This is a genomic window from Pseudomonas chlororaphis subsp. piscium (assembly GCF_003850345.1).
Classification (GTDB): Bacteria; Pseudomonadota; Gammaproteobacteria; order Pseudomonadales; family Pseudomonadaceae; genus Aquipseudomonas; species Aquipseudomonas piscium.
Genome location: NZ_CP027707.1, coordinates 2,362,454 through 2,380,754 on the forward strand (window position 1 = coordinate 2,362,454; position 18,301 = coordinate 2,380,754).

The following is an 18,301-nucleotide window of genomic DNA, read 5'->3' on the forward strand; positions in this document are numbered from 1 at the left end:
ACGGACTTTCTTTTGTTGTTCGATTAAAATAGTTCTCGTTCGCCCGGTGCAAGGGCTCTTTACCGGTGCATGGATTGCCAGGCCAGAGCACTGGGCGAACACCCTCTTTGGGGTTCCCGCCCTACGATTCTCGCCAATCCGCTCATGCAACCCACACAGGCCCGACACTTGTTGTCAGCGCTTGCCAGGGCTTCTCAGCTGTTCTCTCCAGCCACACAGCTGGCACACACAACGTTTTCCTTTATTGCCCCGTACTTCCCGTTGCTACCTTGGCCAGCTTCAGCCACGGGGCACTGTGGTGCACAGCTGCAGGCCCAGCGCGCGCATGACCTTGACCACGGTATCGAAGCGCGGCTTGGCGCCCGGGGCAAAGGCCTTGTAGAGGCTGGCCCGGCCCTGGCCGGTGGCCTTGGCAATCTGCGTCATGCCCCGGGCCCTGGCGACGTGGCCCAGGGCGCGGATCAGTTCATCGGTATCGCCATCGGCCAGGACCTGGGACAGGTATTCGCTGATCGCCTGGTCACTGTCGAGCAGGGCGGCGATGTCGAAGGGAACCAGTGTGTCGGACATATCAGAACTCCTTGGCCAGGGAACGAGCCTGGCAGATGTCGGCTGGCTGGGTGGATTTGTCGCCGCCCAGCAGCAGGACGATGAGGGTATTGCCGCGAACCGTGAAATAGATGCGGTAGCCGGCGCCCATATTCACGCGCATTTGCGAGAGACCGCCGCCGAGGTTTTTCACATCGCCCAGGTTGCCCGCCGAAGCCCGCTCGATACGCCGAGCGATGGCTATCCTGGCGCGCAGGTCCCGTAGTCTGGTGTGCCATTGGGCAAAGACGGTCGTCTGCTGGATCTCGTAATCCATGAGTGACTGTATCCATATAGAGACAAAATAAAAAGGGGTAATGACCCCCAGGCGACTGACGGTGCGCCTGAAGATGTCATGGGAAGGTAAGCAGGAGAGGAGCGGGCGGGGCGGGCTGTTTCGTATCGGCATGTTGTCGATCAGGGCTGGCGAAACACCCTGTAGCCATTGCCCTGCGGCAGGTGCGGGAAAGGGCCAGCATCAGCCGTTCTGGCTGATGCTGTGGGACGCAAAATCAGAGAGCAGGCAGGCCCAGTGCCGTGGCGCATTCCTGGAGCGAGCGCTGTTGGGTGTCGGCGTACAGCAGCAGTTCATCGATGGTCGGGCGCCCTAGGGCCCGCTCGAAGGCCTGCCGGTTGGAGTGGCCGGCGTAATGGCTTTGCGCATCGTCGCCCAGGTTGGACTGGAAGATCCCGGCGGCGCTGACCGGCAGGAAGTCCTCGTACACCAGCGGCTCGGCCCGCACATGCCCGGCGCGGATCAGCGCCTCCAGGCTCGTCGGCCGGTCCGCCTGCTGGCGCGCGGCCAGGCCCTGGTCGCTGACGAAGTAGCGGAAGTACGCCAGGCCCTGTTCACGCATGGTCTGGTGGTTGTCGGGAAAGGCGCGGAAGTGTTCGGCCATCAGCGTGTTGTAACGCTGGGCGTTGGCTTCGTTGGGGAAGTCCCCCAGGGCATCACGCGCGGCGTTCAACAGCTGGTCGTACAGCGCCCGGCCTTTGGGGGTGAGGGCGGCACCGCGCTGTTCGATCTCGCCGAAGCGCGCGCTGTGGCTGCCGCGGCTGTCGGGCTGGTCGGTGAAGGATACGGCTTCCTCCAGCGCCTTGAAGCTGGTCTGGCGCAACAGGATCGGGCAGTCCCGGCGCGGCGGGCCTTCGATCACCGCCTTGGGCGTGATGCCATGGGCGGGCATCAGCGCCTGCACCTGGTCGATGTCCAGGGTGCGCGGCGTCAGGTGGTTGATGTGCGGCCCCTTGAACGCCACCACGTCGGCGATCAGCCGGTGCTGGGCGCTCAGTTGCTGGTACTGCTCGGCGGTGACCGTGGCGCTGTGGTGCCAGCGGAAGGTTTCCAGGGCCTGCTCGACGAATTCCTCGGCGGCGCTGTCGTCGAGGCCACCCTGGGTTTCGGCCTGTTCGATCAGGGCCAGGGCGCTCGGGGTGAAGATCGTCCGGCGGGCCAGCACCGATTCGGCGAAGTCGCGCAGTTGCGGGTTGTCGATCAGCTCCAGGCGCAGCAGCGAGGTGAAGACCCGGAACGGGCTGATCTGCAGGGCACTTTCATGCACCGCGCGAAAGGCCGTGGAATGCACCGGTACCCCGGCCGGGGTGAGGTCGTAGTAACCCACCGGCTGCATGCCCATGACTGCGAACAGCCGGCCTAGGGTCGCCAGTTCCGTGGCGGTGCCGACCCGAATGGCGCCGTGGCGCTCCAGGTCCAGGCGCTGGATTTCGCCGGTGCTGCGCAGCTGGCGGGCGATCCTCTCGTCGCGGCCCAGGACCCCGGCGTTGACCTGGGCCACCAGTTCCATCAGGGCGCCGTACAGCGGCACTTCCTCACGGTACATGTCCGACATCGCCCGTGAAAAACGTTGGCGGATCAGGTCTGGGCTGACGAAGCTCTGCAGGCTCATAAACAAGGATTCCCGGCGTAGTGAGACAAAGAGGGTAGCGGTGTTGGCTGGGCTTGATTCTGGTGGGCGCGGGGTGGGCTGACAAACGAAGTTTCTTCCGGACTTCATTCTGCAAATGAATGCAGGCGTGCAGGGCGGCTGGACGGTTTTCCCTGGACGGACACGGCCCCTTGCGACCAGGCGAGCCGCAGCGGTTCCGGGGGCTGAGCGGTGATGGCTATTTGCCGTTGCGCTGATAGACTTCTGAACACCACCGCATACCATGGCTTGCGTACCGTTCAACGGAGGCGACTTGGCCTTGACGCCGCACAATGGAGGAAAGGGACTTTCACTGGCCAGGAGGCTGTACAAAACGCGAATTCTGGGGTTGGCCCTGGGGTTTTTCTGCGTGGCTGCGGGCATGTACCCGCTGCATCCATCGCCCTGGGTCTGGGCGTTCATGCTGTTCAATGCCTTCATCTGGCCGCACCTGGCGTACCAGTGGGCACGCCGCTCGGCAGTGCCGTTCCGCGGCGAGCATCGCAACTTGCTGGTGGATGCCTTCCTCGGCGGGTTCTGGGTGGGGGCCATGCACTTCAATCCGCTGCCGACCACCACCACCCTGTCGCTGATGGCGATGAACAATATCGCCCTGGGCGGCGTGCCCTTTTTCCTTGCCGGTTGTCTGGCGCAAGTGCTGGGGATCGCCCTTGCGCTGCTGCTGTTCGGCGCTGGTTTCGTGGCCCAGAGCAGTTCGCTGCAACTCTATGCCTGCTTGCCGATGCTGACCCTGTATCCGCTGGCCCTGGGGTTTATCTGCTACCAGCAGGCCAATGTCCTGTCCCGACACAAACGCGAATTGCTGGCCCTGAGCCGCACCGACAGCCTGTCGGGCCTGCTCAATCACGGGGCCTGGAAGGATCAGCTGGAAATCGAGTTCCAGCGTTGCCGGCGCCAGGCCTCGACCCAGAACCAGGGCGGCGCCATCGCGCTGATCGACATCGACCATTTCAAGGCCATCAACGACACCTACGGCCATGTCGCCGGCGACATCGTGTTGCGCCAGTTGAGCAAGCTGCTCAAGCAGAACCTGCGGATCAGCGACCAGGCCGGGCGTTACGGCGGCGACGAGTTCTGCGTGATCCTGCCGGACGTGCCGCTGGAGCATGCCGCCGAACTGATGGAGGCCTTGCGTTGCCGTTTCGGCGGATTGGGCTATGAGCAGAATCCGGCCCTGCAGGTCAGCCTGAGCATCGGCCTGGCGGCCTATTGCCCGGACCATAGCGATGCCCTGGACTGGTTGAACGATGCCGACCAGGCCTTGTACGAGGCGAAAACCACCGGCCGCAACAAGGTCAGCTGCCGCCGCGGCGACCACTTGCCAAAGGTCCTGCTGAACTCGTTGTGAGGCCGCTCGCAGAGCATTGCGCCAGCATGGAGGGGGGCGAATTTGTCAGGTAGGGTGGGCGGGCATCTTCCGACACGAAACAAGGACCGATTCATGACGCAGACTTCCCCTCGCTCATTGCTGGCCGCCCGTATCGGCCTGACCCTTGCCCTTGGCCTGCTGGCCACCCAGGCTATCGCCGAACCCCACCCACAAGTACAGAACGATGCGCAGCAATACCAGGGCGATGCCCTGAAACTGCTGGAGCGCCTGGTGAACATCGACTCGGGTTCCGGCTACGAGGCGGGGCTGAACCAGGTGAGCGACATCGCCATCGCCGAGCTGAAGAAGCTCGGCGCCAGCATCGAAAAAGTCCCCAACGGCGCTGCCGGCGGCAGCCATGTGCTGGCCACGCTCAAGGGCACCGGCAAGGCCAGGATCCTGCTGATGGCGCACATGGACACGGTGTTCAAGGAAGGCACCGCGGCCGAGCGGCCGTTCCGCATCCAGGATGGCCGCGCCTACGGCCCGGGAGTGATGGACGACAAGGGCGGCATCGTCGCCGGGATCTACGCGCTGAAGGTCCTGGATAACCTCAAGTTCAAGGACTATGCACAGATCACCTTCCTGCTCGACGCCAGCGAGGAAACCGGTTCCGAGATCGCCACCGAGCTGATCAAGAAAACCGCCAAGGCCCACGACGTGACCTTGAACCTGGAACCAGGGCGCCCGGCCGATGGCCTGGTGGTGTGGCGCAAGGGCAGCGCCACGGCGCTGGTGGAGGTCAAGGGCAAGGCCGCCCACGCCGGGGTCGCGCCGGAGCTGGGGCGCAACGCGGCGATGGAAGCGGCGCACCAGATCCTGCAACTGGGCAAGCTGGGGGATGAAGCGAAGAAAACCACCATCAACTTCACCGTGCTCAAGGCCGGCGACCGCACCAACGTGATTCCCGACCAGGCCATCGCCAAGGCGGATGTGCGGGCGGCGGTGCCGGAAGAGTTCGACCGCATCGAGAAGGACCTGGCGCGGGTTTCGGCCAACAAGCTGATCGCCGACACCGAAGTCAAAACCACCTTGCAACGCGGTTTGCCGCCGATGCCGCAGACCGAGAAGTCCGATGCGCTGGTGGCCATGGCCCAGGGCATCTACGGCGAGCTGGGGCGCAAGCTGACCATCGAGGGCAGCGGCGGGGCGGCGGACTCCAGCCTGTCGGCCGGCGTCGGCACGCCGACCCTGGATGGCTTCGGCATCGTCGGCGGCAATATCCACACCCCCGAGGAATACGCCGAAGTCGAGAGCGTGGCGCCACGCATCTACCTGCTGGCGCGGATGATCATGGAGTTGTCGGCCAAGCACTGATCGCAGGGCTCGAAGATAACGTGGTGCTTCCCCGGCACCGCGTTGTCTCGAATTTTTTCGCGGGCAAGCCTCGCTCCTACGGGTTATGCAATCTTCTGTAGGAGCGAGCGGGCGGCGATCCGACTTGCCCGCGATGGCGATGGTGCGGGCACCTCCGATCCACCTGCCTATACTCGAAAGCCTCGTCCCCCCACAGCGGAGCTTTCAATGAGCAACCACCACCTTACCGAATACACTGACGCCAGCCCCGAAGTGCGGGCGGTGTTCGATGACATCATGCGTACCCGTCAGGTCGATCAGGTGAACAACTTCTGGAAATGCCTGGCGGCCCATCCGCCGACCCTGCGGCGTACCTGGGAGAGTCTCAAGGAAATCATGGCGCCGGGGGCACTCGATCCGCTGACCAAGGAGCTGATCTACGTGGCGGTCAGCGTCACCAACAACTGTCCGTATTGCATTGCTTCGCACACTGCCGCGGCGCGCAAGGCGGGGATGACGGAGGCGATGTTCGGCGAGTTGCAGGCGGTGGTCGGCATGGCCAACGAAACCAATCGCCTGGCCAACGGCTACCGGGTGCCGCTGGATGATGCATTCAAGCTTGAATGAGTCTGTGACCCGGAGGGATGCGGCCCTCGGCGCTGCTCGTATCGGCCAGCGCCGTCATCAGGCATTCAGGCCGCCGCTGCCTTGGCCTGGGTGGCGAGCAGCGGCACGGCGCGCACCAGGTCGCCGGGTTGCAGTTGCAGGCGCTTGGCGCTGAGGCGATCCACCAGCAGGCAGCCGGACACCAGGCGGCCACGGGCGCTGGTGACGCGGCAGCTTTCCAGCCGGCGGTTGTGGATCAGCCAGGTCGGCGCGTCATTGTCCGTGGTGCCGACCAGCAGCGGCAACACCTGGCTTTCGCGCACGGCGCGGACTTTGCCCAGCTCGGCCTCGATCACCGGTCCGCCGTCGAAGATATCGATATGGCCCTGATGGGCAAAACCTTCGTGGCGCAGGATGGCCAGCGCCGCCTCGGCGTTTTCGTGGGCCTGGCCGATCGCGGCCTGGGCCGGTTCGCTGAGCAGGCAGGTGTACAGCGGCTGGCGCGGCAGCAGTTCGGCGATAAAGGGTTTATGGCCGAGGCTGGACAGGTGGTCGGCCTGGACGAAATCCATCTGCAGAAAGTGCCGGCCCAGGCTGTTCCAGAAGGGAGAGCAGCCGTTCTCGTCGCCCTTGCCGCGCAGCTCGGCGATCAGCTTGTTGCCGAACAGGTGCGGGAACTCGGCGACGAACAACAGGCGCGCCAGGGACAGCAGCCGGCCGTTGCTGTCACGGCGCTGGTCGGGGCGCAGGAACAGCGAGCAGAGTTCCGATTGGCCGGTCATTTCGTTGTTCAGGAACAGGGTCGGGATCTGCCGCCGGATGCCCAGGTGCGGCGCCGAATTGACGGTCATGCCGACCCGGTAGCTGTACCAGGGTTCGCGCAGGCCCACGGCGCCGGTCAGGGCGCTGATGCCGATCACTTGCTGGTCGTCGTCTTCGAGCACGAACAGGTAGTCGGCGTCGGCCCGTTCCACCTGCTCGGCAAAGGTCCGCTGGGCCCAGCGAATCCGATGGGTCAGGCGCTCCTGGTTGGCCGGCAGGCTGGTCAGCCCCAGGCCCGCGCGCTGGGCCAGGGCCATCAGCGCGGGCAGGTCGGTCACGCGTACCGGGCGAACGATCATGATGCAGCTCCTTCTGCGCGCCTGTTGCGGCGGCGAATGTAAACCTGTCCGGGGGTCTTCATAGGGCGACCAGCCGTACTGGGTCGCCGGATTGCAGTTGCAGGGCCTGGAAGCTTTCCGGGTCAAGGTTGACCAGGTCCCCCGGTGCTTCGTCCAGGTGCACCAGGGCCGCCCGGTATTGCCCCAGGCGCTCGTTACTCGCCAGCCAGGCCCGGCCGCTGCCGCTCTGTTGGCCCGGGCAGGCGTTGGCGATCAGGCTGTGACGGATGGAGCGAACGCCGCTGTGGCGGGCGTACAAGGTCGGGCCACCGTCGAACAGGTCGACATAGTGGTTGGCTTCGAACCCCTCGCGCAGCAGGATCTCGTAGGCCTCGCGACCCTGGGGGTGGACCTGGCCGATGCAGTCCTGGGCCGCCTTGGGCAGCATCGGGATGTAGATCGGGTATTGCGGCATCAGGTCGGCGAGGAAGCTGCGGCTGCGCAGGGCGCACAGGCGTTCGGCCTCGACATAGGGCAGGTCGAAGAAGTGTTTGCCCAGGGCATCCCAGAACGGCGAGTGGCCGTCGTCGCTGCTGTAGCCGACGATCTCGGTGATGCTGGTGTCGGCGAAGCGCAAGCCATGGGCGGCGATGAACAGCAGGCGGGCCCTGGAGAGCAGCTCCGCCATGGGCGTGCCGACCAGGTCCGGGTCGATATGAAAGCCGCACAGCAGGCTGTGGTTGCTCAGGTCCTGGCACAGCGACAGGGTCGGCACGCCATGCTGCACGTTCAGCTCCCGCGAGTTGCTGACGAAGGGCCGGTTGCGCAGGCTGTAGAAGGGCGCGGAGAACCCGGCCATGGCGAGGATTTCCGAGCAGCCGCGCAGCTGGCCGCGGGCCGGGTCGTGCAGGACAAAAAAATAGTTCTCCGGCCCCGGCGCCTGCACGTTGGCGGCGAAGGAGGCGCAGGAGTCGAGAATCTTGTCCAGCAGGTGTTGTCGATCGTCCGGCAGGGACGTCACCCCCGCCAGGCTTTCACGGGCCAGCCGTTGCAACTCCGGCAAATCGTCTGGCGCAACTGGGCGTAAGACCAGCATGGATCTACTCCTGTATCAAAATGATCGACGCCTGGCCGCGAGACCTGGGGCGCCGAACCTGACAATCACTGTCGGTTTCCACGCATTACTGCCACGGCCCGCGAGGGCGGGCGGTGGCACGCGGGCGCCTGTCGGCGCCCACTCGGATTCGCCGGAGCACCTTCATGGTGCCGCGGCGGCCGGGGGTGTTGATTAAAGTGGATCGGCCAGCGCCGTATTGGCGCCCAGCTTGTTGAGGAAAAACAGGTAGACCAGGCCGATGGCGATCCAGATGCAACCGAGTTTCTGCGCATCGACCCCCATGTTGTACATGATCGCGCAGACAATTAGGAAGCCGATCACCGGACAAATCAGATGACGCAGCACCTGGGTCGACTTGTTGCGACGCCAGTAGTGATTGATCACGGTCAGGTGCAGCAGCATGAAACCGCTCAAGGCGCCGAAGTTCACCAGGGAGGTGAGGGTGTCCACCGAGTTGATGAACAGGTAGCAGATCAGCAGCGACAGCACGGCCACCAGGTAGATGCTGACGTGCGGCGTGTTGTGCTTGGGGTGGACCTTGGCCAGGATCTTCGGCAGCTTGCCGTCGCGGGCCATGCCGAACAGCAGGCGCGACACCGCCGCTTGCGAGGTGATGGCCACCGCCACGCCCCAGGCCAGCGCGGTGGCCACTGCGGTCAGGGTCGCCAGCCAGCTGCCGCCGGCGATTTCGGCGATCTCGTAGAAGGCCGTGTCGGCCGACTTGAAGCCCATGCCGGCGGCCAGGTCGGTGGCGATCCAGGTCTGCACCACGAAGATCGCGCCCATCACCAGCAGGGTAATCAGCGCGGCGCGGCCGACGCTCTTGCCCGGCTCGCTCTTGATCTCTTCGGCCAGGGTCGAGATGGCATCGAAACCGAGGAACGACAGCACGGCGATCGACACGCCTTGCATCAGCATGCCGAAGTGAAAGTTTTCCGGGCTGTACAGCGGCGCCAGGGTCAGCTGGCCGTTACCGGTGCCGCCGTGCAGGGCGTTCCAGGCGTAGAACAGGAAGATCCCCAGCACCACCAGCTGCGCCAGGAGAAACACAATGTTCATCCGTGCGGTGAAGGTGATGCCGCGCAGGTTGACGAAGGTGGCGCTGACCAGGAAGGCAAGGATGAAGCCGACCTTGGGAATGTCCGGGTACAGGTGGTTCAGCGCCATGGCCGCGTAGACGTACAGCAGCGGCGGAATCAGCAGGTAGTCGAGCAGCATCAGCCAGCCGGCGATGAACCCGACATGGGGGTTGAGCCCGCGCTGGGCGTAGGAGTAGACCGAACCGGCGATGGGAAAGGCGCGGGCCATGCTGCCGTAGCTGAGGGCGGTGAAGAGCATCGCCAGCATGCCGATGATGTAGGCCAGCGGCACCATGCCCGGTGCTTCCTGGTTCACATAGCCATAGACCCCGAACGGGGCGATGGGGATCATGAAAATCATCCCGTAGACCACCAGGTCGCGCAGCGTCAGGCCGCGCTTGAGTTCCTGTTTGTAGCCGAATTCTTCAATCTCCATGAAGAGGTTCTCCTTGTCAGCCAAAGGGTGGGCGGATGCCTGGCGCCGATGTCGATGGACGACCTGGAGCGGCAGGCAATGTATTTGAACCTGGCAGGTTTAAAGACACGCCACGGCGGTTTTTATAGTTGTTGTACCGGTACAGCAAACAGCTTTTTTACAACCACAGCTCCATCCTGATTCACAGCCTTTTCTACAACAGCGGCGCCAGATAATCCGTCCAGCACTGTATGGCTTGCGGGGTGCGCAGCAGGTCGTTGCGCACCTCGATCAAAACCGAATCCAGGCCGCGGGCATCGCCGTGGGCCGGCACGGTCATGTCGCCCAGGGCGTCGATCTTGTAGGGCTCGTTGCCGGCGATCTTCACGTCGTGGACCGACATGCCTTCCAGCAGGCGCCGGGCGTAACCCTCGGCGCGATCGAACAGCACGCCCATCTCCAGGGTGCGGCGCTGGCCGTAGTACAGCGGGGTAAAACTGTGGATGCCCACCACTCGCACCGGCCGGCCCGCGGCCAGGCGTGCGTCGATCAGCCCGCTCAGGCGTGCATGAAAAGGCCGGAACAGCTGCTTGCGGCGGTACTCGCGGGTGGCTTCGTCGAGGTGCTGGTTGCCCGGGATCTGGTAGATCTCGCTCTGCAACGGAATGCTGTCGTGGGCCTGGCACGGGCGGTTGAGGTCGATCAGCAGCCGCGAATAGTTGGCCGTCAGCAGGGTGGCGCCGAGGGTCTGCGACAGGTTTTCCGCCAGCTCCAGGGCGCCCGGGTCCCAGGCGATGTGCTCACGCGCCGCTTCCGGGTCCAGGCCAAGGTCGTTGAGCGCCGCCGGGATATAACGGCTGGCGTGCTCGCAGACCAGGATCAGCGGGTGCGCGGAATCTTCCCGCAGCAGTCGGTAGGCCGGTCGGGTGTACAGCCCCAGTTCAGTGGTTTCAGTACAGGTGTGCATAGTGTTCACAGAGTTGGGCAGGGGTCAGGTGCTCGGTCAGTTTCACTTCCTGGTGTTTGACGGCGAAATAGGTGTCCAGCAGCGGGGCTGGCAGTGCTTGCAGCAGTTCCGGGCAGTTGCGCAGGCAGTCCAGCGCCTGGGGCAAGGAGGCCGGAAGGGCGACGATGCCGCGGTCCTGGCGCTGCTCTGCGCTCAGTTCGTCCGGCACTTCGTCGGTCACGGCGCGCAGGGGCAGCTTCTGTTCGATGCCCAGGCGCCCGGCGATCAGCACCGCGGCCATGGCCAGGTGCGGCGAGGCGGTGGCGTCCAGGGCGCGGAATTCCAGGTTGTACTGCGGCGCCACCGGCTTGCCGCCGATGCTCACGGTGGGGCAGATGCGCAGCGAGGCTTCGCGATTGCGCTGGCCCAGGCAAGCGTAGGAGGCGCTCCAGTGATGGGGCTGCAAACGTGCATAGGAAATCGGCGTCGGCGCGGTAAAGGCGCAGATCGCGGGCAGGTACTTGAGCACCCCGGCGGCCCAGAATTGGCCGAGGGACGACAGGCTGTTGGCCCGTCCTTCCTCATACAGCACCGGTGCGCCGTCCAGGTCCTGCAGGCTCAGGTGCAGGTGCACGCCATTGCACACCGCGTGCTCCGCGGTCTTGGGCGCGAAGCTCAGGTCGTGGCCGAGTTGCCGGGCGATCTCGCGGGTGATCTCGCGCACGTTCACCGCGCGGTCGGCGGCGGCCACGCCCTGGGTCGGGCGGCAGGTGATTTCGTACTGGTGCTTGCCGTATTCGGGCAGGAACATTTCTGGCTCGACGCCCGCGGCGCGCAAGGCGCTGAGCAGCCAGCCGCCGAAGTCCGCGCCCTGGCGCTGGGCCTGCAGGGAGAAGGCCAGGCGCTCCGGTTGCGCGGTGGCGCTGTGCAGGTTGAATTCGTGCTCGAAGGCGGCGGTGATCTGCAGCCCCAGCTCGCTGGCGTAGCGCTGCACCTCGTTGCGCAGCAGGGTGCGCGGGCAGGCGGCCCAGGGCCGGCCGTCGGTCTCGCAGATGTCGGCGTGGATAAAGTCCAGCGGCGAGGCGCTGGCGTCCGGGCCGTTGCCGACCTGGACCCGGCTGGCCAGGTCGGGGATCAGCCGCAGGTCGCCACGGGCGCCCCAGGGGTTGGGCTCGGCAATGATGTCCTGCGGGGTCAGCGCGCTGTTGGCCGGGACCCAGCCGCAGCCGGCGCTGGTGTAGCTGTCCAGTTCGTCGCTGGGGAACGAGCGGCCACGGCTGACGCCGATCAGGTCGGTGGTGAGCAGGGTGGTCATGGCCACCGGCCGCAACGGCTCGCTGCCCCGGCTCATGCCTGCATCTCCCGCAGGCGGCCGAGCACAGTCTGGGTGTCGGTGATCCAGCAGTAGCCCTTGATCGCGTTCAGGCAGGCCTGGTGCCGGGCGTCGGTGTAGGTGGCGCAGGCGTCTTCCACCAGGGTCACCAGGTAACCGCGGTCGGCGGCGTCGCGCACCGCCATGTCGACGCACTGGTCGGTGACGATGCCGGCGACGATCAGGTGGCGGGTCTGCAGGTTGCGCAGCACGTAGTCGATGTTGGTCGAGTTGAAGACCCCGGAGGAGGTCTTGGGCAGGACGATTTCGTTCTCTCGTGCCGCGAGCGGATCGATGATCGCCGCCTGCGTGCTGCCCTTGGGCAGGTGCATGTCCGACAGCTTGTGGTCCAGCGAACGGTCGCGGCCGTCGGCGGTCAGGCTTTCGATGATGGTGTGCAGCACGTTCTGCCGGGCGCCGCGCATGGCCGCCAGGAGCTTCTGCTGGTTGGGAACCACCTGCTCGCGGGTGCGCTTGAGGAAGTACTCGGCGTCCGGCACCTGCAAGTGCGGGTCGAACTGAGGTTCGAGCCAGGCCCGTTGCATGTCCACCAGCAGCAAGGCGGTGCGGTCGAGGGTGAATGGCAGATCGCGAGGCGATTGGTGGGGAAGGCAGACCATCCTTATTTGTCCTCCAGCAGGTGAGTGGCGAATTCGTTGCGCAGGGCGTCGATGCCCTCCAGGCGTCGGTCCAGGTCGGTGCTGCGCAGGGTCAGGCTGGCGACCAGCGCCTCGACCTGGGCCAGGGCCGGCACCAGGGTGTCGAAGGCCGAGGCCGACTCCACCGGGGCGCTGATGATCAGGTCCGCCAGCTCCCGCAGGGGCGAGGCGTAGATGTCGGTGAACAGCACCACCCGCGCGTGTCGCGCCTTGGCCGCGCTGGCCACCCGCAGGGCCTGGCTCTGGTAGCGGCGGTAGTCGAACAGCAGGACGATGTCCTGGCGCTGCACGTCATACAGACGGTCGGGCAGTTGCGCGTTGTCGTCCAGGGCTATGCAGCCGGGGCGCATCAGGCGCAGGTGATTGAGCAGGTAGCTGGCGAGAAAGCTGCTGAAGCGCCCGCCGTAGCAGTACAGCACATGCCGGCTGTCCAGCAGCCAGTCGAGCAGGATGCGCACGTCTTCGGGCTGGGTCAGGGCCTGGGTCTGTTCCAGGCTGCGCAGGCTGCCTTGCAGGTAATGGCTCCAGGCATCGTCCCGGGGCACCTGGGCCCGTGGTTGCAACAGGGTGCTGGGCGAACGCAGGCGATCGTCCATGTCGCTGAGCAGCGCTTCCTGGAACTGTGCATAACCGCCGAAGCCGAGTTTTTTCACCAGCCGCACTATAGTCGGATCGCTGACGCCGGCGTGTTCGGCCAGTCGCGACATGGGCCCCAGGCCGTTGCGCGGGTAATGGTCGAGCAGGGCACGGATGACCTTGCGCTCCGAAGGCGTGAGGTCGAGGGCCGGGTCGGTGATTTGGTCTCTGAGAGACGGCATAAAACGCCTTCGCGAGTGGAATGTCGTTTTTGTTTCACTGAAAGTGAAAACAGTATTTATGTAATTTACGCTACATGTCTAGTGAAAAATAAAACCGGCCTCGAATGCCCCAAAAGGGGGCGCAAAAGCCCCGGTTTATTGGCTGTTCGAGGTTTTTCAGGGCGCGGTGTCAGCGTGGCAGGGTGCCGCGAAAGGCCGCGCTCAGGGCGCGCAGGGTTTCCTCGGAGCGGGCGTCGGTGGGCCGCGCAAGCAGGACGATTTCACTGACCGGCAGCAGCGGCAGGCCGAGGCGCTCGCCAACCTCCACCGCGCCGGCCGGCGCCACCCGATGGGCCAGCGCCGCCACCCCGAGCCCGGCACTGACCGCGGCGCAGACGGCCATCACGCCACCGCCGATAAAGACTTCGGTCCAGGCAATGCCGGCGTCGTCCAGCACGCGCACGGCCACATGCCGCACGCCACAGGGCGCGGCCATGGTCGCCAGCCGCAGCGGGGTGCCCGGAGCCTGTTGCCAGGCCGGCGCGGCGAACCAGCCGAAGCGCTCGACCACCAACACTTCGCCGTCCTGGCGCGCGCCTTCGTTGCGCACGATGACCGCGTCCAGTTCCTCGCGGTCGAAGGCCGCCGTCAGGTCCCGGGAGGATGCGATGCGCACCTCGATGATCAGCAGCGGATCGTAGGCGGCGATCCGGCTCAGCAGTTGCGGCAGCTCCGCGCCGGCCACGTGGTCGCTGATGCCGATGATCAGCCGTCGCGTCGGCGCCGCCTGCATGTCGCCCAGGGCCCGCTCATGGGCCCGCAGCAGGTCGCGGGCAGCCTGCATGAATTGCTCGCCGACCGGGGTCAGGCGCACATGCCGCGGCGTGCGCTCCAGCAGGCGATAGCCGAGGCGTTCCTCCAGGCGTTTGAGCTTGAGGCTGATGGCGGCCTGGGAGGTGTCCAGCGCCTGGGCGGCGCGGGTGAAACTGCCGAAGTCGGCGATCAGCACGAAGGCGTGCACGGTGTCGATGTCCAGCGGCCTGAGGGGTTCGCTCATATCGGATACTTATCGCAGGTATATGTACCGATATCTTGTTGTAATGGCTGGTCCTGCGCAAGCTGGCAACACCTTCAAGCACAGGAGCATCGCCATGTTGGCCAAACAGTATTCACACCGCCTGCCCGCCAACTACGACATGGGCGTGATCCGCCACCGCGCCGCGGATCGCGGGCCCTTGTGGGACGAGGTCGACGGGCTGCTGTTCAAGGTCTTCGCCGGCCAGGAGCGGGGCGTGCACGGCGCGCGGCATAACCTGTACGCCTCGATCTACCTCTGGGCCGATCCGGCGGGCGCCGCGCGGTTTCTCATGGGCAGCGGTTTCGACAGCGTGATCGACTCCTTCGGCCGGCCGCACATCGAGTCCTGGCTGCCCCTGGACTGGCGCCGCGGCCCCGGCGGCCAGGCGCGGACCCTGTACCGCGAGCACCTGGCGATCGATCCGCTGGCGGACCGCGCCAGGCTGCTGGCCGAGCAGGTGGAACACAACCAGCGGCTGGCCGATGACCCGGACACCTTCGCCGTGTTCGTCGCCCTCGACCTGCAGGCCTGGGAGCTGGTGCGCTTCACCCTCTCGGCCAGCGCGCCCGACAGCACACGCGGCGCCGAGCGCTATGAGGTGCTGTACCTGGCCCGGCCGGGGCTCGCCAGCGCCTAGGTTTGGCGGCGACAAGTTGGGAATCCCCCGGCGACAAATGATACAAACGCAGCCACATTGCCCACTGCGCCCATTCAACGTCGAGAAATTCCCCGTGCCGGCCACCCGCTTGACCCTGATCTGCCATGCCCGAACCCTCGCCCAGAAGCTGGCGCGCTTCCCGCTGGACGAACCGCTGGAGATGGACTGGCAGGCGCTGGCGGGCTCCCGGGCCGGCGCGTTCAAGCGTGCGCCGCGCCTGCTCAGCGGGCCGGAGCAACGGACGCGGCAGACCGCCGCCCTGTATGGCGCCAGCGTAGAGACGGTGCCGGCGCTGCGCGACTGTGACGTGGGCCGCTGGCAGGGCCTGTCCATTGACTATCTGCACCGTGAGCAGCCCGAGGCGTTGCAGGCCTGGCTGGCCGACAGCCACTCGGCGCCCCATGGCGGCGAGTCGGTGGCGCAGCTGTGCGAGCGGGTCGCGGCGTGGCTGGCGTCGCTGAGCGAGCAGCCCGGGCATGTGCTGGCGGTGACCCATCCGCTGGTCATCCGCGCGGCGCTGCTGCACGTCATGCAGTGCCCGCTGGCCAGTTTCAACGCCATCGATGTCGAGCCGCTGGCCCAGGTCGAACTGCGCTTCAACGGTCGTTGGCGCTTGCGCCTGGATCAGCGCGATTAACGCAGCCACCCTGTGACCTTACCCGGCAATCCGGCCATACTCGACCGCAGTATCGACACCGAGATGGCGCTCCCATGAAAACCCTCCTGATCATCGGCATCGGCGCCGGCAACCCCGACTACATCACGATGCAGGCGGTCAAGGCGCTCAATCGCACTGATGTGTTCTTCCTGATGGACAAGGGCCAGAGCAAGGATGCGCTGATCGACCTGCGCAGGGAGATCTGCGAGCGCTACATCGAGCAGCCCGGCTACCGTTTTGTCGAAGCGCAAAGCCCGGAGCGGCTGCGCGGCGCCGAGGTGGATTACCGGGCCAGCGTCGCCGAGCTGAACCGCGACAAGCAGCGCACCTTCGAGCGGCTGATCGACGAGGAACTGGCGGACGGCGAGACCGGCGCCTTCCTGGCCTGGGGCGATCCGGCGCTGTACGACAGCACCATCCGTATCCTGCAGGCGATCCTGACCAGCGGCCGCTGTGCGTTCGAGTTCGAGGTGATTCCCGGCATCACCAGCGTCCAGGCCCTGGCGGCGCAGCACAAGGTGCCGTTGAACCGCATCGGCCGCTCGGTCGAGATCACCACCGGCCGACGGCTGGCGGCGGGGCAGGTGAGCGATGCCGACAGCCTGGTGGTGATGCTCGACGCCGAGGATTCCTATCGCCAGGTGGCGGACCAGGACCTGGAGATCTACTGGGGCGCCTACCTCGGCACGCCGGAGGAAATCCTGATTGCTGGCCGGCTCAAGGATGTCGCGGGGCAGATCCAGCAAGTGCGCAAGGCGGCGCGGCAGGCCAATGGCTGGATCATGGACACCTATCTGTTGCGCAAGCCGGAGGATTGAGGAGGGTTGGGCCGGCCCTTTCGTGGGCAAGTCGGATTGCCGCCCGCTCGCTCCTACAGAAGCCGGTCCTTTGTAGGAGCGAGGCTTGCCCGCGATGACGTCCCCCCAGTCGCCACCTCACTCGGCGACCACCTTCTCCCCCCGCCCGAACCGCTCGCGATATGCCGACGGCGGCAGGCCCACCACGCTGCGAAAGGCCACGCGAAAGCTCTCCACCGAACGGTAGCCGCAGCGCAGGGCGATGGTCTCGGTGTGCTCGCTGCCGCTCTCCAGCAACTCCCGCGCCCGGGCCAGGCGTTCGTGCTGCAGCCAGGCCTTGGGCGAGACGCCGGTGGCCTGGTTGAAGCGCCGCAGGAAGGTGCGCTCGCTCATCAATGCCTGGCTGGCCAGGTCCCGCACTTCCAGCGGTTCATGCAGGCGTTCGCGGGCCCATTGCATGACCCGCGACAAGTCGTTGCGCGGCGTGCGGCTGACCGGCGCGGGAATGAACTGCGCCTGGCCGCCGGTGCGCTGCGGCGACATTACCAGGCGCCGCGCCACTGAGTTGGTGATGTGGGTGCCGAAGTCGCGGCTGACCAGATGCAGGCAGGCGTCGATCCCGGCGGCGCTGCCGGCCGAGGTGATGATTTGCCCCGAATCGACATAGAGCACGTCCGGGTCCACCTGGATGGCGGGAAAGCGCTCGGCCAGTTCATCGGTGTATTGCCAGTGGGTGGTGGCGCCCCGGCCATCCAGCAGCCCGGTGGCCGCCAGGGCGAACACCCCGGAGCAGATCGACAGCAGCCGCGCGCCGCGCTCATGGGCGCGCACCAGGGCCTCGCTCAGCCCGGGCGGCAGCGGCTCGTTGCGGCTGCGCCAGCCGGGAATGACGATGGTCCGCGCCTGCTCCAGCAGCTCCATGCCGCCATCGGCCAGCACCTGGATCCCGCCCATGGCCCGCAGCGGCCCGGGCTCGACGGCGACTATGCGGTGTTCGTACCAGGGGAAATCGAATTCCGGACGGGCCAGGCTGAAGATCTCCACGGCGATGCCGAACTCGAAGGTGCACAGGCCGTTGTAGGCCAGGATCGCGACTAAACCGGGGGCATTGTGCATTTGGCGGAAAGTTACCAGTCAGTGTCTTGTGCGCCACTGTAGCGGCGTCGGCCGGGTCGATAAAGTCCTGTCACACCCACTGTTGTTCTGGAGACACTGCAATGACCAGCCTGGTTCGTGACATTCCCGCCGCCCCCTCGGCCATCGCCCTGATGCATTTCTCCAACCGCCTGACCTTCGAGACTGACTGCTCCGATGTCTTCGGCAGCCAGGAAGCCGGGGAGGTCGACTTCGTCCTGCTGGATGTGCGCGGTCCCCTGGCCTTCGAGCGCGGCCATGTGCCGGGGGCGATCAACCTGCCCGGACGCCTGATCAGCGCCGAGCGCCTGGCCGGTTACTCCCGGGACACCCTGTTCGTGGTCTATTGCGCCGGCCCGCACTGCAATGGCGCCAACAAGGCCGCGGTCCGGCTGGCGGCCCTGGGCTACCCGGTCAAGGAGATGATCGGCGGCGTGACCGGCTGGCTGGATGAAGGCTTCAAGCTGAGCGTGGAGCTCGAACGGCCGGCGAGTGCGGTCGTGGAGTGTGCTTGCTAGAGGTTTTCGTGGGGCTTCCAGATCGTTGGAGGCCCTGCGACCAGCGTGGCCCGGGCTTGCGCAGGCTGCGCCAGCGGCTACAGGGATTGTGGCGGCTGGCAAAGGCCTGCATTCGCTCTGGGCGGCATCCCGCCGCGCTTCGCTGGCGTGTCCCGGATGAATGGCGCC

Annotated in this window: 19 protein-coding genes; 7 read left to right on the forward strand and 12 right to left on the reverse strand. The window is 65.9% G+C overall.

The genetic code is table 11. The features are described 5' to 3' along the window. Positions 1-279: 279 nt before the first annotated feature. From C4K38_RS11025 to hglS, 3 genes are all read right to left on the reverse strand, one after another. Complete coding sequence (locus C4K38_RS11025; RefSeq protein ID WP_053278358.1) at positions 280-570, reverse strand: addiction module antidote protein; 291 nt, start codon at positions 568-570, stop codon at positions 280-282. A gap of 1 nt (position 571) precedes the next feature. Beyond that, positions 572-865: a type II toxin-antitoxin system RelE/ParE family toxin gene (locus C4K38_RS11030; protein ID WP_053278359.1), complete on the reverse strand. Its 294-nt coding sequence runs from the start codon at positions 863-865 to the stop codon at positions 572-574. Between the two features lie 235 nt (positions 866-1,100). Beyond that, positions 1,101-2,495, reverse strand: coding sequence for a 2-oxoadipate dioxygenase/decarboxylase HglS (hglS, locus tag C4K38_RS11035; protein ID WP_053278360.1), 1,395 nt, complete (start codon positions 2,493-2,495; stop codon positions 1,101-1,103). 262 nt (positions 2,496-2,757) lie between these two features. On the opposite strand from hglS, the gene C4K38_RS11040 reads away from it, so the two are divergent. From C4K38_RS11040 to C4K38_RS11050, 3 genes are all read left to right on the forward strand, one after another. Continuing rightward, positions 2,758-3,882, forward strand: coding sequence for a diguanylate cyclase (locus tag C4K38_RS11040; protein WP_053278361.1), 1,125 nt, complete (start codon positions 2,758-2,760; stop codon positions 3,880-3,882). A 93-nt stretch (positions 3,883-3,975) separates the two neighbouring features. Continuing rightward, positions 3,976-5,220: a M20/M25/M40 family metallo-hydrolase gene (locus C4K38_RS11045; RefSeq protein WP_053278362.1), complete on the forward strand. Its 1,245-nt coding sequence runs from the start codon at positions 3,976-3,978 to the stop codon at positions 5,218-5,220. Between the two features lie 207 nt (positions 5,221-5,427). Continuing rightward, entirely contained in the window at positions 5,428-5,826 is a 399-nt protein-coding gene (locus tag C4K38_RS11050) for a carboxymuconolactone decarboxylase family protein (RefSeq protein ID WP_053278363.1), read from the forward strand. A gap of 65 nt (positions 5,827-5,891) precedes the next feature. Here C4K38_RS11050 and astA read toward each other — a convergent pair whose 3' ends face one another. The 8 genes from astA to C4K38_RS11090 all read right to left on the reverse strand — a co-directional run bounded on the left by astA (position 5,892) and on the right by C4K38_RS11090 (position 14,347). After that, positions 5,892-6,926 (reverse strand): arginine N-succinyltransferase, encoded by a 1,035-nt coding sequence (gene astA / locus C4K38_RS11055; RefSeq protein ID WP_053278364.1) that lies wholly within the window; start codon positions 6,924-6,926, stop codon positions 5,892-5,894. Positions 6,927-6,984: 58 nt separating this feature from the next. Next, a complete protein-coding gene (locus C4K38_RS11060; RefSeq protein WP_053278365.1) occupies positions 6,985-8,001 on the reverse strand; it encodes an arginine N-succinyltransferase in 1,017 nt (338 codons plus the stop codon). Between the two features lie 192 nt (positions 8,002-8,193). Then, positions 8,194-9,537, reverse strand: a complete 1,344-nt coding sequence (locus C4K38_RS11065; protein WP_053278366.1) for an APC family permease — start codon at positions 9,535-9,537, stop codon at positions 8,194-8,196. A gap of 193 nt (positions 9,538-9,730) precedes the next feature. Continuing rightward, positions 9,731-10,483 (reverse strand): N-formylglutamate amidohydrolase, encoded by a 753-nt coding sequence (locus C4K38_RS11070; protein ID WP_053278367.1) that lies wholly within the window; start codon positions 10,481-10,483, stop codon positions 9,731-9,733. Further along, positions 10,467-11,813, reverse strand: coding sequence for a type I glutamate--ammonia ligase (locus C4K38_RS11075; RefSeq protein WP_053278368.1), 1,347 nt, complete (start codon positions 11,811-11,813; stop codon positions 10,467-10,469). Before C4K38_RS11075 ends, C4K38_RS11070 begins: the two co-directional genes overlap by 17 nt. Further along, positions 11,810-12,454, reverse strand: a complete 645-nt coding sequence (locus C4K38_RS11080; RefSeq protein ID WP_053278369.1) for a cysteine hydrolase family protein — start codon at positions 12,452-12,454, stop codon at positions 11,810-11,812. Before C4K38_RS11080 ends, C4K38_RS11075 begins: the two co-directional genes overlap by 4 nt. Positions 12,455-12,456: 2 nt before the next feature. Beyond that, positions 12,457-13,311, reverse strand: a complete 855-nt coding sequence (locus C4K38_RS11085) for a MurR/RpiR family transcriptional regulator (protein WP_053278370.1) — start codon at positions 13,309-13,311, stop codon at positions 12,457-12,459. 169 nt (positions 13,312-13,480) lie between these two features. Then, positions 13,481-14,347: a LysR family transcriptional regulator gene (locus C4K38_RS11090; protein ID WP_053278371.1), complete on the reverse strand. Its 867-nt coding sequence runs from the start codon at positions 14,345-14,347 to the stop codon at positions 13,481-13,483. A gap of 94 nt (positions 14,348-14,441) precedes the next feature. On the opposite strand from C4K38_RS11090, the gene C4K38_RS11095 reads away from it, so the two are divergent. The 3 genes from C4K38_RS11095 (at position 14,442) to cobF (ending at position 16,502) form a co-directional block, all read left to right on the forward strand. After that, positions 14,442-15,005, forward strand: a complete 564-nt coding sequence (locus C4K38_RS11095) for a DUF4865 family protein (RefSeq protein WP_053278372.1) — start codon at positions 14,442-14,444, stop codon at positions 15,003-15,005. Between the two features lie 94 nt (positions 15,006-15,099). Beyond that, entirely contained in the window at positions 15,100-15,663 is a 564-nt protein-coding gene (locus tag C4K38_RS11100) for a histidine phosphatase family protein (RefSeq protein ID WP_053278373.1), read from the forward strand. A gap of 74 nt (positions 15,664-15,737) precedes the next feature. Next, a complete protein-coding gene (gene cobF / locus C4K38_RS11105) occupies positions 15,738-16,502 on the forward strand; it encodes a precorrin-6A synthase (deacetylating) (protein ID WP_053278374.1) in 765 nt (254 codons plus the stop codon). A gap of 117 nt (positions 16,503-16,619) precedes the next feature. On the opposite strand, the gene ftrA is transcribed toward cobF, so the two are convergent. After that, positions 16,620-17,597 (reverse strand): transcriptional regulator FtrA, encoded by a 978-nt coding sequence (gene ftrA, locus C4K38_RS11110; RefSeq protein WP_053278375.1) that lies wholly within the window; start codon positions 17,595-17,597, stop codon positions 16,620-16,622. Between the two features lie 101 nt (positions 17,598-17,698). Between ftrA and C4K38_RS11115 the strand changes: the two genes are divergently transcribed. After that, positions 17,699-18,133 (forward strand): rhodanese-like domain-containing protein, encoded by a 435-nt coding sequence (locus C4K38_RS11115; RefSeq protein WP_053278376.1) that lies wholly within the window; start codon positions 17,699-17,701, stop codon positions 18,131-18,133. Positions 18,134-18,301: the final 168 nt, after the last annotated feature.

What these genes read in the sequence shown, in the direction of transcription:
- C4K38_RS11025 (WP_053278358.1), bottom strand. Translation starts at nt 570, where the DNA reads ATGTCCGACACACTGGTTCCCTTCGACATCGCCGCCCTGCTCGACAGT.
- C4K38_RS11030 (WP_053278359.1), bottom strand. Translation starts at nt 865, where the DNA reads ATGGATTACGAGATCCAGCAGACGACCGTCTTTGCCCAATGGCACACC.
- hglS (WP_053278360.1), bottom strand. Translation starts at nt 2,495, where the DNA reads ATGAGCCTGCAGAGCTTCGTCAGCCCAGACCTGATCCGCCAACGTTTT.
- C4K38_RS11040 (WP_053278361.1), top strand. Translation starts at nt 2,758, where the DNA reads ATGGCTTGCGTACCGTTCAACGGAGGCGACTTGGCCTTGACGCCGCAC.
- C4K38_RS11045 (WP_053278362.1), top strand. Translation starts at nt 3,976, where the DNA reads ATGACGCAGACTTCCCCTCGCTCATTGCTGGCCGCCCGTATCGGCCTG.
- C4K38_RS11050 (WP_053278363.1), top strand. Translation starts at nt 5,428, where the DNA reads ATGAGCAACCACCACCTTACCGAATACACTGACGCCAGCCCCGAAGTG.
- astA (WP_053278364.1), bottom strand. Translation starts at nt 6,926, where the DNA reads ATGATCGTTCGCCCGGTACGCGTGACCGACCTGCCCGCGCTGATGGCC.
- C4K38_RS11060 (WP_053278365.1), bottom strand. Translation starts at nt 8,001, where the DNA reads ATGCTGGTCTTACGCCCAGTTGCGCCAGACGATTTGCCGGAGTTGCAA.
- C4K38_RS11065 (WP_053278366.1), bottom strand. Translation starts at nt 9,537, where the DNA reads ATGGAGATTGAAGAATTCGGCTACAAACAGGAACTCAAGCGCGGCCTG.
- C4K38_RS11070 (WP_053278367.1), bottom strand. Translation starts at nt 10,483, where the DNA reads ATGCACACCTGTACTGAAACCACTGAACTGGGGCTGTACACCCGACCG.
- C4K38_RS11075 (WP_053278368.1), bottom strand. Translation starts at nt 11,813, where the DNA reads ATGAGCCGGGGCAGCGAGCCGTTGCGGCCGGTGGCCATGACCACCCTG.
- C4K38_RS11080 (WP_053278369.1), bottom strand. Translation starts at nt 12,454, where the DNA reads ATGGTCTGCCTTCCCCACCAATCGCCTCGCGATCTGCCATTCACCCTC.
- C4K38_RS11085 (WP_053278370.1), bottom strand. Translation starts at nt 13,311, where the DNA reads ATGCCGTCTCTCAGAGACCAAATCACCGACCCGGCCCTCGACCTCACG.
- C4K38_RS11090 (WP_053278371.1), bottom strand. Translation starts at nt 14,347, where the DNA reads ATGAGCGAACCCCTCAGGCCGCTGGACATCGACACCGTGCACGCCTTC.
- C4K38_RS11095 (WP_053278372.1), top strand. Translation starts at nt 14,442, where the DNA reads ATGTTGGCCAAACAGTATTCACACCGCCTGCCCGCCAACTACGACATG.
- cobF (WP_053278374.1), top strand. Translation starts at nt 15,738, where the DNA reads ATGAAAACCCTCCTGATCATCGGCATCGGCGCCGGCAACCCCGACTAC.
- ftrA (WP_053278375.1), bottom strand. Translation starts at nt 17,597, where the DNA reads ATGCACAATGCCCCCGGTTTAGTCGCGATCCTGGCCTACAACGGCCTG.
- C4K38_RS11115 (WP_053278376.1), top strand. Translation starts at nt 17,699, where the DNA reads ATGACCAGCCTGGTTCGTGACATTCCCGCCGCCCCCTCGGCCATCGCC.